We start from the raw sequence: 14,109 nt of genomic DNA, 5'->3' as shown, positions 1-14,109 counted from the left end.
TAATACGTGTCGTCTACCGACCTGGGCTGCACAGTGTTCCCTATGATATTTATAGAAGGTATCGCTAAAGAGGCTGTGATATCACTGTCTATGGCATTTACAAATAATACCTGTGCAATAGCAGGATTCACATCAATATTTACAAAATCTTGAGCGGTCTGGTTACCTCTAAAAATACGAAGAGATAACTCGTAGCGACCAGAAGCTTCATTAGGTATTTCTAACGTAGGCGTAGCGATTCCTGGATCGCTTAAGACACCATTTGCACCTTCAGGAGTGGTTAGGATTGACCATTCATACTCAAAACCGATATTATTCACATCAGAAGAGTTGTTGCCGTTTAACTGGATGGTAGTACCAACTTCATCAGTAAATATAATTTGGTCGGTACCTGCATCAGGTAGTAACACGGTGAAATCCTGTTCGTCATAGTCTGAACAGGCTATAAAGGTTAGCAATACTGCTAAAATAGTAATGATTTTGTTCATTTTTTGGTTTTATGAAAAAGCAAATATAATGTTTATTTTTATTTAGAATAGATAAAAATAAATATCAAATTAATTTCTATATCCAACCACCACCTATCAACTTTTCTTTCATTTAGCTGTTTAGTCCAAATATTCTGTTGAATAGCTTACCTCGGCTTCAGCCTGAGACGTATTTGGTTCATCAAGCAGATGTAGCCACAGATTCTGGCTTAAAAATGGAAGATGTAATCTTTAATAATAATAATGAAGCAAACTTAAAAGGACACTTATTTCTACCTTTGTCATCTAATTTATATTTTAAAAATGTCAATAACGAATGAAATAAATCCGTCAATAGAGCAACTCAAGATACAACTTCAAAGCTTTGGAATGTTAACACCGCAATGCTGGGCAGATATCAAGAATAACTTAAATGAAAAAAGTCTTCAAAAAGGCGAATGTTTCTCAAAAAAAGGCCAGTATAATAGAGAGTTTGCCTTTGTTCAAAAAGGTATAGGAAGAATTTATATCACGACAAATAAAGGTTCTGATTTTACAAAATACTTCTTTGGGAAACACGATTTCTTAATGGCTAGTATTGAACCAAAAATGCCTAGTGAGGTTAATATACAGGCACTATCCGAAATTAAGTATATCTACATCCCTTTTGCCACCTTTGAAACGCTGCTTAAAACCCATAAACATTTGTCACTAATACTTAATAACCTTTTATTGGATTACTTCGGAAAAAAACAACAAAGGGAAATTAATCTGCTTACGAATAGTGCTTTGGATAACTACCAGCTCTTTCTAAAAGACTATCCAGATTTACAGGAACGTATTCCTCATTATCATATTGCAAGTTATTTAGGTGTCTCTCCTGTTCAATTAAGCCGAATAAGAAAAAAAATGAGCCATTAACATATGTAAATGAAAATTACCGTGATTCATAAGAATTTTGTACAAACTATATAAAGATGATACAAAAAATAAAATTCTTATTTATTATGGCATTGATTACAAACGGCATATCAGCACAATCACAGCAAAAAGAACAAGACTCAATTTTCAACAATTTAAATACGGCGATAGTTGTAATTGAATTCCAAAAAACGTGGACACAGAAAGGTAACTTCCTCAACCGTTTAATTCGTAAACCGCTGAGGGAAAATAACATTGTACCAAGAACCATTAAATTTCTGGACTCTGCAAGACAAAAAGGGTATACTGTAATACATGCACCGTTAGTTCTTGACAAAAGCAATAAAGAAGAATATAAGAAAATGCCCTTTGCACCTAAACTTATGGGTGCGTTTACTGCAAATACCTGGAAAGCGGAATTTACGGAGGGTATAAAAAAGGAAAATGACATTGTCGCCAACGGAAGAACAGGGTTTGATGCAACTGAAGGCAGTGACCTTTTTAGCTTGGTAAAAGGTTATGATAATCTTTTGGTCGGCGGTTTTATAACCGACCAATGCGTAGAGGCAACAATTAAAAGTTTAAAGTCGAAAGGGTATAACTGTGTGATGATTACAGATGCTACAGCAACAAGCTCAAAAAGGAAACAAAAAAAGATTGAAGAGCGTATTTTCTCCTTGGATTCTAAACAACTTCTTACAAAGATGAAATAAAAACCGATTAAAATAATTTTCATTGAGATTTAAGCGTCGGTTCTTGTTCTAGTCATTAAAAAACGTATTGCTTTTGCTACGATCACTACTTGCATCATTTCAAATAACATTATCGGGAATCAACCTTGATTTTTATGATGGATTTGGTTGAAAGCGTGGTTGATTGTTTATATTATGGTGATTTTTATCATGAACTATTAGTTCAGAAATTAATAGACTGGATGTTTAGTATAACAACAGACATACCCAAAACTTATGTAAGGAAGCTCTTTTACCGGAATAGAGTTTTTCGCGAAATTTAGTGGAAAGTACCGAGTGAGGTATTTGTTCTTGCTAATTATTAATAAAATAGTCCCAAGTTGCTTTAGAAATATCAGATATTATCTTTTCATTGGTTATAAAATCCTCTTTCGAATGAGTCACAAAAACACTTATTAAAAGATGTTTTCCATTCCGCAAAAAAACAATTCCAATATCGTTTACGGCTACAGTGATGCCTTTTTCTTTATGCTTACCTGTCCAGCCCGTTTTGTGTGCAACAATTGTTCCTTCATGGAATTACCCTCTTAATCTGTTTTTTCCAGTTTTGGTTCCTTTCGATGTATTCCAAATAAAATCATAGCTCTCTTTGGAAAGCAGGCCATCTTTATTTTCATAAAATGTTGTCAAAATTTTATTAGTTTCTTTTGGGTTGCCTAATTTAAAAATTGCAAACCCCAATTATTCTGCATAGTCTTCTCATTTATTTTTAGAGCAAAATCTTTAAAACCGAGGCTTGAAAAATAGTTCTCGACAACTTGTGGTTTTTCATGGTTATTGTAGTGAAGCACTGCCTCCCAGAATACAGAGAAATGCGATATGAGCAATGGCTTTATGCCATAGTTTTTTGATTGAAGTATTTTGCGTGTTTAGCTTGCGAGTATTTAATTCGGCAAAATACTCAATTTAAAGTGTTATCATGTTAAAATTAGGGATTAGCACTAAATGAACACAAATAGTTTGGAAATGAATCTTCAGGCAAAAAATCAAAAATATTGAACCTATGTGGTACCTGATTTGACTTTTGCAACCAAAATTAGATTAAGTATGTCTGTAAGTGTAAAAATCGTTCAAAAAATTAATGTCGAAGGTTAGTATCCCTTGCTATTAGGGTTACAAAAAATCGGAGTTCATTTTGTATTCACCACAGAGCTAAAATTTTAACAAATAGATAACAAGCAACTTGTAATACAAATTCTATCGGATTCTTTTCAGGAAAATAAAAGGTCTATAAATATTTACCAAGTCCCCTGGATATAAAGCTTGGCGTTTACAACAGAAAAACAAAAGCAATATATTTACATTTAGCTTAGTATAAATCTGAATCGTATCGTGTATCACTTAAACTAAGTTTTTTATAGAATACTATATAAATGCCGTTTGCGGTAAAATTAAAAAGCGATTACAAGCTTACAATAAATTAAATAGCCCTTCCCATACGCTAGTTCTAAAACCTATTTCATTCTTTTTTCAAACCACTTGAATACTTCATTGAGTAAAAATTCAAATATTTTAGATGAAACGAATAATAATAAAATTTTAAAAATTTCTTCACTAAAAGGAATGTTTAAAATTTTTAATGTGAGAGCATAGCGGTTACCTATGTTCTCTATTGTATAATTAATTTATTATCAAATAATTACTAAAATTTAAACCTATAAATCTAAAAGTAATGAATAGAAACACGAATCTCTTTTTAAATAGAATTATAAGAACGGTAATAGCTATTTTAGTATGTTCTTCAACACTTTCAGGATGTCAAAACGATGATGATTCTTACCAACCGCTAACAGCCGATGCAGACCTACAGACAGCCAAAGATGAAGCTATAAGAAACATCGTTTCTAAATTAAATAACAAAGTAGAAGCTGGTCTTTATGGCGTGGCAAAGCTAACATTTAGGGACACGATTATTTTGCATTTGGCTTACGGAATGAGAAATAGAGCAGCAAACGAATCTATGCAGACCACCACTGGCTTTGATATTGGATCATTGACCAAAGCTATCACAGCAGCAACCATTCTAAAATTAGAAGAACAAGGCGAATTAAATTTATCAGATACCGTAGGACAATATGTTTCTGGTATTTCTTCGAACCTAAGTACTGCGACCATCGAGCATCTTTTAGACCACCGTTCTGGATTACCAGAATATTTAGGTGATGATTATGAATTGTTAACTAAGCAGGGAGCAATTAGTAGGCTTAATAGCTACACACTTAGTTTTCAACCAGGTTCCCAGGAAGCTTATTCCAATCCTGGATACTCATTATTAGGAATCATTGTAGAGGAAGCTACAGGGCAATCATTTGAACAAGTAATGAGAACCTTAGTGTTAGAACCTGCCGGTACAACTAGTATTGGGTACCGCCTTCCCAATTGGCAATTAGATGATTTGGCTGTTGGATACGTAAACAACACTGCTGTTGGTACGCCACTCGACCTTGATTGGTTACAAGATGGTCCATCCTGGACATTAAGAGGAAATGGTGGGTTATTATCCACAACTGAAGATATAGAAAAATGGTTCAATGCAGTTTTTAAAGGCGATGTTCTGGGAAATGCTGCCCTAGAAAAGTTTAGTGAACGTTTCGCCGGCGAAGGACCCTACGGATTACGTTCTGGTGAGGCAGGTGGTGATGACGCCACTGGGTTCAATGCACAACACGAGAATTGGTCTGACATAGGTGTATCGTTCACCCTTTTTACCAGTCGTTCAAGTTTTCCGGCAGAAGAAGTCTGGGATGCAATAGCCAATGACGTTACAAGATTAGCAGAAATTGCGTTTAGACAACCAAATGGAAATTGAACCCGCTTTATACATTAGAAAATCCCCGCTCGCCATTTTATTTAGAAAAAGGCGGGCAGGTATTACGGCTTGAAACTGTTGCAAAACCAAGTATTTTCTAGAACCATAATAAGTAGTCGATTGGATAAGGTGTATTAGTTTTTCTTAACTATTGTTATAATCCAGCTAGTAGATCTGGTGCCACGAAGTTTGAGAATTCGAATCTCTTCGCACATACAATAGAATACATTCTTAACGAGATTCATCTTTGTCAATCTTAGATAATCCAACAAAAGATAAAAGAATCGGATATCTAAAAGCATTATTTCCAAAATTTATGTTATTTTAAATTTTTACATTCAAAAGAATCTTGAACAAAATTATTCCACATAGCATCACAGACTTATACCATACCTTAGGTATGTCTACAACAAATCCTATAGATTTCACAATTCTAAACGTACCTAATATTCATCCTGAAATACCATTTAAATCGCCTGTCTTAAGAGCCGAATATTTCTCAATTATTATTACAAAAAAAGGCTCTGGAGTTTATAATTTGGACGACAATAGGTTTCCATTTGGCGACCAATCAATCTACTTCACCAATCCAGGACATATAAAGTCCTACGAATTATTCACTTCTGAAAAGGCTCAAATCATTATGTTGACTGAAAAGTTTCTCGTAGAAAATGTCCACCCGCAGATTTACGAAGAATTTCCTTTTCTTTTAGCAGAAATCGTACCGCCAAATACGCAAACGGATAGCGAATTTGAAGAGTTTGAACTTCTTTTTAGACAAATCGATTTAGAGTTTAATACCAATTCAAAATACAAAAATAAGATTGTGGGTAATATGATTTTGGTACTACTGATAAAAATCAAAGAACGCTTCTGGGCAAACTATAATCCGCTTCTTGAAGGAGAACAGCATTCAAGAATTGTAAAATCTTTCAAAAAATTAATAGAGTCTGAGTTCAAAAAAATAAAAAGCAAAAAGCAAGGCCAAATACAGTTGCAAGCCCAATACTTTGCCGAACAACTGAATCTACATCCTAATTATCTCAATTCCGTTCTGAAAAGTAAAACAGGCAGAACGTTGAGCAACTGGATTTCCCAACGTACACTTTCTACAGCTAAATCTCTTTTGGTCGATTCTTCTTTATCACTAAAAGAAATATCTTATTTATTAGGTTATAGTGAGCCAACGCATTTCAGTAGATTCTTCAAAAAGAATACAGATGTATCCCCAAGAGCTTTCAGAAAAGCCCACCAAAGTATATAATCTTTGAAATTGGTCAGTTTTCGTTTGAACAGGGTTCGTTAACAACCTTCGTTCCTTAGCATCTTTGTATCAAATAATTACAAACAATAAAAACGAAAAAAAATGACTGATTTAAAAACTACATCAAGAAATGGAATTAATATGCCATTAGTTGGCTTTGGCACGTACCAATTATCAACAGAAGAAGCAGAGACAAGCGTAACAGAAGCTTTAAAAGCGGGGTATAGACACATTGATTCTGCTGAAGGCTATAAAAATGAGAAAGGAACTGGTAATGCCATTAAAAAGTCTGGTATCCCAAGAAAAGAAATTTTCCTTACAACCAAATTGTTTCCCGGGAACACACAATGGGGTGTTCAAGAAAAGACTTATGAGGCAACAATCGAAACGCTTAAGAACCAATTGAAAGAACTTCAGGCTAACTATGTAGACCTGTATCTCATACACGCACCACTCGCTTCTCTTAGACTGGAACAATGGAAAGCTCTGATTGAGATGAAAAAGCAAGGATTAGCCAAACACATTGGCGTATCTAATTACAATGAAGAGGCCATCAATGAAATTCTGGATGCCGGTCTGGAAAAACCAGAAATTAATCAGATTGAGTTTCACCCGCTTTGTGCTCGACCAGAACTGGCCCAATTTCTAAATCAGCATAATATCGAGCCAGTGGCCTATAGTTCCTTAGCACCACTATCTACATGGAGAACGGCTGAAGGACAAGGTGGTGAAGTACTGGCCGAGAAAAAGCAAGAGGAACAATCTGTCATTAATGAAGTGGCAAATGATTTGAACGTTTCTGAAGCCAAATTACTCTACAGATGGGGTTTACAAAAAGGTTATGGTATTCTAACAAGAAGCAGTAAACCAGAGAGAATACGACAAAATATTGAAGTATTTGATTTCAGCATTCCTGATAACCAGATGCAACGATTGAATGCACTGAACAAAAATCAACCTTTCGCCTGGGCAGCCAATGGCTTAAACCCAATGGAATCTGCACCTTCATTGCAATAAGTTAGTCTGAATAATTAAAACTTTAACACATGATATTATGAAAAATACAGAAAAAATGAGTCGAAGAGATATTTTAAAAAAGGGCGCCTTAGGTGCTACGGCCGTAGCTGCGTCGACAATGCTAGGCGCAAGTAGTGTATTTGCTCAGGAAAGCGCAAACAATTCAATACTGGCACCATTGTCAGGCAAAACAGCATTTATTACCGGTGGTGCCAGAGGTATTGGTTTAGCAACGGCAGAAGAATTTGCCAAAGCAGGCGCAAACATCGTTCTGTTTGATATCGCAACCAAAAAGGTGCCACACGTAGGTTACGCTTTATCAAGTGAGCGTGATCTCGCTTCCGCGAAAGCGAAAATAGAATCATTACATGTGAAATGCTTAGCCATCAAAGGTGATGTTAGAAAACTGGATGACCTCAAGAGCGCAGTGCAAAAGACGGTAGATACTTTTGGTAGTCTCGATTATCTTATTGCAAATGCAGGAGTCACCCAAGTGGGTGCCATCGAAGATTTTAGTGCCGAGGAAATCGATGTCGTTTATGATATCAATGTTGCCGGAATCATAAAAACCACTCAGGCAGTGGCACCTATTATGAAACGTCAAAAATCTGGAAGAATGGTTTTTCTATCATCTGCTCTAGGTAGAATGGGTAATGAGCTGTTCCCAGTATATGCTTCGACCAAATGGGCCATCATTGGTTTTGCAAAAAGTGCGGCATTATCATATGGAAAGGATAATATTACCTGTAATGTGGTGGCACCAGGACTGGTTCACACCCCACTAGCCGATAATCCTTACGTTATGGGCAAAATGGCACCTAACAATCCTACGGCTACTTTTGAAAGTATTTCAGAGTCTTTAAAACCGGGCAATCCTCTTCCCGTAGGGCATCTTGAACCAGAAGACGTGGCCAAAGCAATTATGCTATTCACTTCTGAAGTCACGACTAAAGTCACAGGAGAAGTGTTTGACATCAGTTATGGCTCTCTGGCGAGAAGCATCGCGTAGTTTTTTTAAGAAATACGTCGTCTTTAAGCACTTACAAATGCTCAAAACGACGTATTCTTGTTTAACTTATTGCCTAAGCAGTGGCGAAGGTTTAGTCGTGATTTCTGTGGCACATCGATTTTTATCTGGAGAGTAAAAATTAAGGTGACTCTAAACGAAGTTGAAAAGAACATGGAAAAATTAGAATTGATTAATCCATCATAATGTTTCTATCATAACTTGTCGTGAACATAATATTCCTGACTTCAAGAAAATCGTAAAATCAAAAAACCAACCTCATAACATCCTATTAGGTTGGTTTTCTAAACGATTTGTTTGATTTGTTTATTATATACTTTGACCACCAGAAATCTCGATACGTTGCGCATTGATCCAGCTGGCATCATCACTACATAAGAAAGCGACCACGCCACCAATGTCATTGGCTTCACCCACACGGCCAAGGGCAATGGTAGAGCTTATGAAATTGTTCACTTCTTCGTTGTCTCGTACCACACCACCACCAAAATCGGTGGCAATGGCACCCGGTGCGATGATATTTGCGTTTATGCCACGGCTACCAAGCTCTTTGGCCAGGTACTTGGTAAATACTTCCATACCACCTTTCATTGAGGCATAGGCGCTATAACCAGGTAAGGCAAACCGGGCAAGACCGGTAGATACATTTACGATGCCACCGTTATCGGCTATCAAAGGCAGTAAGGTTTGCGTGAGGAAGTAAGGCCCCTTAAGGTGGATATTAAAGAGTTGGTCAAACTGGTCTGTCGTGGTTTCGGCAATCATCGCATGTGTTCCGATACCTGCGTTATTGACCAGGTAGTCAAAAGAGTCTCTTTCAAATGTTGTCTTTAATAAATTGACAATATCATTTTTAAAGCTGTCGAACGACATACTTTTTTCAACGGCCAGCTGAAGTGCAACTGCCTTTTGGCCCTTGGCCTTGATTTCCGACACCACTTCTTTGGCAGCACCTTCGTTTGAATGATATGTGATAATGACGTCGTTTCCTCGTTCTGCAATACGAAGTGCCATATCTTTTCCTAATCCTCGGCTTCCACCAGTTACCAATGCAATGTTGTTTTTTGAAGTTTCCATAATTTTATTGTTTTAAATTCTATTTATTTTTTGTTTGATACAAAGATGCAAACAGAAGTAGCCTCAAAAAAGGTGTGATTTTTAGGAAAACTGGCGGATTTTTAAGAATGCGCCTTTTTATACTGTTTAGGTGTCATTTGAGTGGCCTTTTTGAAGAATTTTGTAAAGTGCGTAGGCTCACTATACCCTAACTTGTAGGCAATACTTTTTATGGGTTGGGAGGTATTTATTAGGAGCGCTTTTGACTCTTCCAACAATTTCTTTTGAATCCAGTAACTAGCAGTTTGCCCAGTTTTAGTTTTTATAACTGTAGAAAAATAGGCCGGATGCAAAGATTGCGCTTTCGCGAAAGCGGAAACCTTTATATCTTCCTGACTTTTGACTCCAGACCTGAATGCTTTTTCCACATTCTTTTTAAACTGATTAACGATTTCACTATCACGGTCTAATTCAAGAACAAACTTTTCATTAGCCATTAGGATTTCCTTAATATTAAGTAGGAATACCACGAACAGTGAACTCAAAATCTTCTTTTGAAGCTGCGAATTGCTTTTATAAGCCGTTTCTATTTGTTCACAAAAATTAGATAGCTGTTCAGTTTGGGCAGGCGTCAAAGTGGTGGGAGGTACAGTTTCAGACAGTAAAAACTCAAACTCGCTAAAAACATCATTATTAAGGTTTTCTTTAAGGAAGCGTTCGGTGGTAGTCAGAATATACCCGTGAACGACTTCTTTGATTTCAAAGGATTTTAGATGCCCGGGATTGGTAAAATACAGCGTGTTGGGTCCCACATTAAATTTATGGCTATCGATCGTGTAGTAGCTTTTGCCATTTTTTATAAGGAGAAACGAAAAATAGTTGGCCCTAAACACAGGTGATTGCACAGGTTTTGTGTGTACCTCTTGCATTTTGTGTATGGTAAAATCAATATCCTGCTCAATGCGTTGCGCTACATCATTCTCGTCATAAAGTGCTGATAGCGAATCGTAAGACTTGATCTTGATCATATTCAAAGGTAATAAAACTATTACGTCTTGACTTTAAGTTAAGAACTTAATTGAACAATATTACACAAAGATAAGATCGTAAAATACTTCGTTCAAATAGTAAAGACTTGATACCGCCGATGCTTCGGTTTAAGAATCCCTACAATGGTAGCGAGAAGACGAAGATGTGGCTAGTGCGATCAAAGATATTCTTGAAGATGAAGGTATTAATATACTTTTTGGCGCTTCTGCGAAAGCGGTTTCGAGAACAGATAACGGAATAGCGCTTACTATTGAAAAAGATGGAAGCGAACAGAACATTGAAGGTTCTGATTTGTTGGTCGCCATAGGCCGATTACCGAATAGCGACAGCATTGGGTTAGAAAATACTAGCATTAAATCCAATAGCAGAGGATATATACAGGTAGATGATTATTGCCGTACCAGCGTAGATGGCGTCGTTGCGTTGGGTGACGTTAATGGCGAAGGTGCTTTTACCCATACCTCGGTTAATGATGCCGAGATTGTTTTAGACCATCTTTTTGGTGGCGAAAGAGCAATTTCCAAACGCATCCCTATTTATGGTCTGTTTACCGACCCACCATTGGGTCGTGTTGGAATGAGTGAAAAAGAAGCCCTTGCCACAGGAAAAAAAGTATTGAAAGCCACCTACCCACTCAGCAAAATAGGTCGTGCTAATAGGGTAAAGTGCTTCACTATGTAATTCTTAGACAAAATCCCTAATTTTAGCCTTTCATCCTAATAGCCCGTCTAGATAAGGCTGGGAAGAAACACTTCATTCTCAAGCTATCTTTTCAATTTTTGTAACATTTTTCAAAGTCATCTTGTCCAAACTATGTGAGTACTCAAAAAACAATTAATTCATATTAAATTTTTTCAAGATGATTCAATCAAAATCAATATTCAAACCCTTAGTAATGCTATCATTGCTGACATCTTTTTGTTCAAGTAGCTGTAGTCAGCCGAACCAAAAAACAATAAATGCGGTTGACGGAAAAACGATTTCTACCTCCCAATTAGACAGAAAAATCGATAGCATCATTAAAGCAGTCAATATGCCAGGGATATCTATTGCAATCGTGAACGATTCAGAATTGATGTACCACAATACGTTTGGTATAATCAATTCTGAAACAAAAGAGCCAGTCGATGAACGAACCATTTTTGAAGGGGCATCTCTTAGCAAACCTATCTTCGCCTATTTCGTCATGAAAATGGTAGAAAAGGGCAAACTCGACCTTGACAAACCACTTTATAAGTATCTACCACATCCCGGTATCGCAGAGAATTCAAAAGAGGATTATAAGTTGATAACCGCACGATTGGTGTTGTCGCACCAAACTGGTTTTCCGAACCATTCTAATGGCGAAGCTATTAAGTTACCTTTCAGACCTGGAACAGATTTTCTCTATTCTGGTGAAGCATTTCAGTATTTGGCAGCCGTAATTGCAAAACAAAATGGCCTAGACATTAAAAGCGATTTAAACAAACTTTTTCAAAAAGAAGTAACTGAACCATTAAATATGCCACATAGTTCTTTTGTGTGGGACAAATATTTGGCTGAGCACAAAGCCTTTGGCCACGATAAAGAAGGAAATCCCACCCAAAACAACCCATCTTATGGCGGATGGAGTGGAAAGACCTTCAATGCGTTTTCGAGTTTGCATAGCGAAGCAAAAGAATATGCACAATTTTTGGTGGCTTTGCTTCGACGTAAAGGACTAGCAAAGGAAACATTCAACGAGATGCTAAAGGAACATACCCGTTTTAAGGAAGAAAACCCTTTAAAACAAGAAATAGGACAAACTGGCTGGGGCTTGGGAATGGCGCAAAAACCCACCAAATACGGAATGATGCACATGCATACTGGGAACAATCACGATTTTCAATCTTATATGATGGTGTTGCCCGAAAAGAAATTTGGAATTGTTTTCTTTACAAATAGTAATAAAGCAATACCATTTATCCAGGCTTTGAATACGATCATTGGACCTGTATTTTAGAAATTAAAATAAAAAAATATGAATACGACAACACAAGAAGTGATTTTTGGGATAGCATTTTTTGTCTTAATCACCACGGTAATTTTTATCCTAGCCCGTTATACCTATCTCATTAGAAAGGTGATGGCAGAAAATGGAATACAGGCACCCAAAACCTTTACAAAAACTAGATTGATGCATATTGGAGGCATTTTAATTGGCTTGGGTATTGGCTTGTTGGTGTCTTCAGTATTTACACTATTTGAACTCAACGAAGATACGACAGACCTACTCATCTGGGGAACAATTGTTCTATTTGGTGGCTTTGGTCTTATTGTTGCACATCTATTAGACGAAAAGATTGGTAGATAATGTAGCAGATAAAGACAGTGAACTTGTTCATCAAGTGCAGAATGGCGATATGCAGGCCTTCCGTATTTTGGTGGATTTGTATAAGGATAAATCTTTGTCTTTGGCCATTTCAATCATAAAGGATGAACACTTAGCAGAAGACATACTACAAGATGTGTTTATCAAAGTGTATAAAAAAATAGGAACTTTTAAATTTAGGTCAAAATTTTCGACTTGGATGTATAAGATAGTGGTCAATACCTGCTACAACGAACTAAAAAGACAACGAAATACTGTTCCCATTGAAGAAAATGAAAAACCATTCGATCACACGACTTCACCTGAAGGGAGTGATAAGCTTACATTTGAGGATCAAAAAGCATATATCCAAAAAGGAATGCAACAGTTAAAAACAGATGAAGCTTTAGTATTGCGACTGTTTTACCTTTGTGAAATGAGCCTGAAAGAGATTGAGGCCATCACAAAGTTCAAAGCATCAAAAATAAGGGTGGATTTACACCGCGGACGAAAAAATCTTGAAGAACAACTTAGGCAACTGCTTGGCGACGAAACAAAACATTTGTTATGAATGAAAACGACATCAAAAAAATAATAAAGAAAAGTAAGGTAAAAACGAAAGCTGATTTCACCGATAATGTATTGACCAAACTAGAAGCCGAATGTTCGACCAGATCATCAATAAAGTTATGGCCCTTGCATCAAATAATACTTGGTTTTGTAGCGTTTACGGTGATTTCAGGATTTCTGTTCTATGGTCTTTCAAAAAACTACATCCCCGACTTTAATCCAATCGTGCCGTTACTTTGGGCGCTGATGGTTTTGCTCGGGCTGAATTACGTTTTGGGTTTAAGTAAACAACGCAATCTAGCAGATTTCAAGTAATTATAGAGTGCTAAAACCCGCTCAGCATAGTACCTTAAGTTGCGCGTTGCTCTTCATTACAAAAAGTCTTGAGCCTATCTGCTTTTTTATCAGAAAACCAATCGCTTGGTAGAAAAATAATACTCTGGCAACTCGAGAGCAATCACTCGATACAGATAGCCTCATTCCATTTTTATAACCCAATACTCGAATCACCATAGACAATATCCAGGTGCAGATTTGAAAGCTAATTTTAGCGAATATATGAAGAGGTGTAATCAGTATTTACTTAAATGAAAACCATTAAAACGATGTGCATTATCAACATTTTTGATAAATTTGATGTAAATGTGCAACAATACTGATTCTTAAAAGGCAATTCTAGTATCCAAATGTCAAAAATTAATTAAAAAAGTGGGTAAAAATAGCAAGCCGGCATGTAGAAGAAAACTTGCTACTATACAGGTTTCTGAACGCAGAGGCATTTATAGAAACTCACCTTACAGAATTGAAAAAGAGGACTCTGCGGTGTCTGTAGGTTCTTATTCAAGGT

The 14,109-nt window shown here is 36.6% G+C and carries 14 protein-coding genes; 11 read left to right on the top strand and 3 right to left on the bottom strand.

Going from position 1 to position 14,109, the window contains the following annotated elements:
• Window positions 1-488 (bottom strand): hypothetical protein (locus tag J8281_RS05000; protein ID WP_210196487.1); only part of this gene is annotated, 488 nt, incomplete at its 3' end.
• A 303-nt stretch (window positions 489-791) separates the two neighbouring features.
• On the opposite strand from J8281_RS05000, the gene J8281_RS04995 reads away from it, so the two are divergent.
• From J8281_RS04995 to J8281_RS04970, 6 genes are all read left to right on the top strand, one after another.
• Complete coding sequence (locus J8281_RS04995; RefSeq protein WP_210196486.1) at window positions 792-1,388, top strand: Crp/Fnr family transcriptional regulator; 597 nt, start codon at window positions 792-794, stop codon at window positions 1,386-1,388.
• Window positions 1,389-1,444: 56 nt separating this feature from the next.
• Complete coding sequence (locus J8281_RS04990) at window positions 1,445-2,101, top strand: cysteine hydrolase (protein ID WP_210196485.1); 657 nt, start codon at window positions 1,445-1,447, stop codon at window positions 2,099-2,101.
• Window positions 2,102-3,812: 1,711 nt separating this feature from the next.
• Complete coding sequence (locus J8281_RS04985) at window positions 3,813-4,949, top strand: serine hydrolase (RefSeq protein ID WP_210196484.1); 1,137 nt, start codon at window positions 3,813-3,815, stop codon at window positions 4,947-4,949.
• 349 nt (window positions 4,950-5,298) lie between these two features.
• Window positions 5,299-6,213, top strand: a complete 915-nt coding sequence (locus J8281_RS04980; protein ID WP_210196483.1) for an AraC family transcriptional regulator — start codon at window positions 5,299-5,301, stop codon at window positions 6,211-6,213.
• A 102-nt stretch (window positions 6,214-6,315) separates the two neighbouring features.
• A complete protein-coding gene (locus J8281_RS04975; protein ID WP_210196482.1) occupies window positions 6,316-7,230 on the top strand; it encodes an aldo/keto reductase in 915 nt (304 codons plus the stop codon).
• A 37-nt stretch (window positions 7,231-7,267) separates the two neighbouring features.
• The gene (locus tag J8281_RS04970; RefSeq protein ID WP_210196481.1) at window positions 7,268-8,239 is read left to right on the top strand and encodes an SDR family NAD(P)-dependent oxidoreductase; all 972 of its coding nucleotides are present in this window, start codon (window positions 7,268-7,270) and stop codon (window positions 8,237-8,239) included.
• A gap of 327 nt (window positions 8,240-8,566) precedes the next feature.
• On the opposite strand, the gene J8281_RS04965 is transcribed toward J8281_RS04970, so the two are convergent.
• On the bottom strand, window positions 8,567-9,334 hold the full coding sequence (locus J8281_RS04965) for an SDR family NAD(P)-dependent oxidoreductase (protein WP_210196480.1): 768 nt from the start codon (window positions 9,332-9,334) through the stop codon (window positions 8,567-8,569).
• A gap of 101 nt (window positions 9,335-9,435) precedes the next feature.
• Window positions 9,436-10,341 carry an AraC family transcriptional regulator gene (locus J8281_RS04960; RefSeq protein ID WP_210196479.1) on the bottom strand — a complete coding sequence of 302 codons (906 nt, stop codon included), beginning with the start codon at window positions 10,339-10,341 and terminating at the stop codon, window positions 9,436-9,438.
• 166 nt (window positions 10,342-10,507) lie between these two features.
• On the opposite strand from J8281_RS04960, the gene J8281_RS04955 reads away from it, so the two are divergent.
• From J8281_RS04955 to J8281_RS04935, 5 genes are all read left to right on the top strand, one after another.
• Entirely contained in the window at window positions 10,508-11,044 is a 537-nt protein-coding gene (locus J8281_RS04955; RefSeq protein ID WP_210196478.1) for an FAD-dependent oxidoreductase, read from the top strand.
• Window positions 11,045-11,222: 178 nt separating this feature from the next.
• Complete coding sequence (locus J8281_RS04950) at window positions 11,223-12,344, top strand: serine hydrolase (protein ID WP_246848973.1); 1,122 nt, start codon at window positions 11,223-11,225, stop codon at window positions 12,342-12,344.
• An 18-nt stretch (window positions 12,345-12,362) separates the two neighbouring features.
• On the top strand, window positions 12,363-12,695 hold the full coding sequence (locus tag J8281_RS04945; RefSeq protein ID WP_210196477.1) for a DUF6249 domain-containing protein: 333 nt from the start codon (window positions 12,363-12,365) through the stop codon (window positions 12,693-12,695).
• Window positions 12,685-13,263: an RNA polymerase sigma factor gene (locus tag J8281_RS04940; RefSeq protein ID WP_246848972.1), complete on the top strand. Its 579-nt coding sequence runs from the start codon at window positions 12,685-12,687 to the stop codon at window positions 13,261-13,263. Before J8281_RS04945 ends, J8281_RS04940 begins: the two co-directional genes overlap by 11 nt.
• The gene (locus J8281_RS04935) at window positions 13,260-13,577 is read left to right on the top strand and encodes a hypothetical protein (RefSeq protein WP_210196476.1); all 318 of its coding nucleotides are present in this window, start codon (window positions 13,260-13,262) and stop codon (window positions 13,575-13,577) included. The genes J8281_RS04940 and J8281_RS04935 overlap by 4 nt, the downstream gene beginning before the upstream one ends.
• Window positions 13,578-14,109 lie beyond the last annotated feature (532 nt).

It is taken from the genome of Aquimarina sp. U1-2, from assembly GCF_017897595.1.
Classification (GTDB): domain Bacteria; phylum Bacteroidota; class Bacteroidia; order Flavobacteriales; family Flavobacteriaceae; genus Aquimarina.
The sequence above is the reverse complement of the archived record's forward strand: the minus strand, read 5'-3'. Positions and strand labels throughout refer to the sequence as shown.

Excerpts from the sequence above, each read along its gene's own strand:
- J8281_RS04960 (WP_210196479.1), bottom strand. The coding sequence starts at position 10,341 with ATGATCAAGATCAAGTCTTACGATTCGCTATCAGCACTTTATGACGAG.
- J8281_RS04970 (WP_210196481.1), top strand. The coding sequence starts at position 7,268 with ATGAAAAATACAGAAAAAATGAGTCGAAGAGATATTTTAAAAAAGGGC.
- J8281_RS04950 (WP_246848973.1), top strand. The coding sequence starts at position 11,223 with ATGATTCAATCAAAATCAATATTCAAACCCTTAGTAATGCTATCATTG.
- J8281_RS04945 (WP_210196477.1), top strand. The coding sequence starts at position 12,363 with ATGAATACGACAACACAAGAAGTGATTTTTGGGATAGCATTTTTTGTC.
- J8281_RS04975 (WP_210196482.1), top strand. The coding sequence starts at position 6,316 with ATGACTGATTTAAAAACTACATCAAGAAATGGAATTAATATGCCATTA.
- J8281_RS04995 (WP_210196486.1), top strand. The coding sequence starts at position 792 with ATGTCAATAACGAATGAAATAAATCCGTCAATAGAGCAACTCAAGATA.
- J8281_RS04965 (WP_210196480.1), bottom strand. The coding sequence starts at position 9,334 with ATGGAAACTTCAAAAAACAACATTGCATTGGTAACTGGTGGAAGCCGA.
- J8281_RS04985 (WP_210196484.1), top strand. The coding sequence starts at position 3,813 with ATGAATAGAAACACGAATCTCTTTTTAAATAGAATTATAAGAACGGTA.
- J8281_RS04935 (WP_210196476.1), top strand. The coding sequence starts at position 13,260 with ATGAATGAAAACGACATCAAAAAAATAATAAAGAAAAGTAAGGTAAAA.
- J8281_RS04990 (WP_210196485.1), top strand. The coding sequence starts at position 1,445 with ATGATACAAAAAATAAAATTCTTATTTATTATGGCATTGATTACAAAC.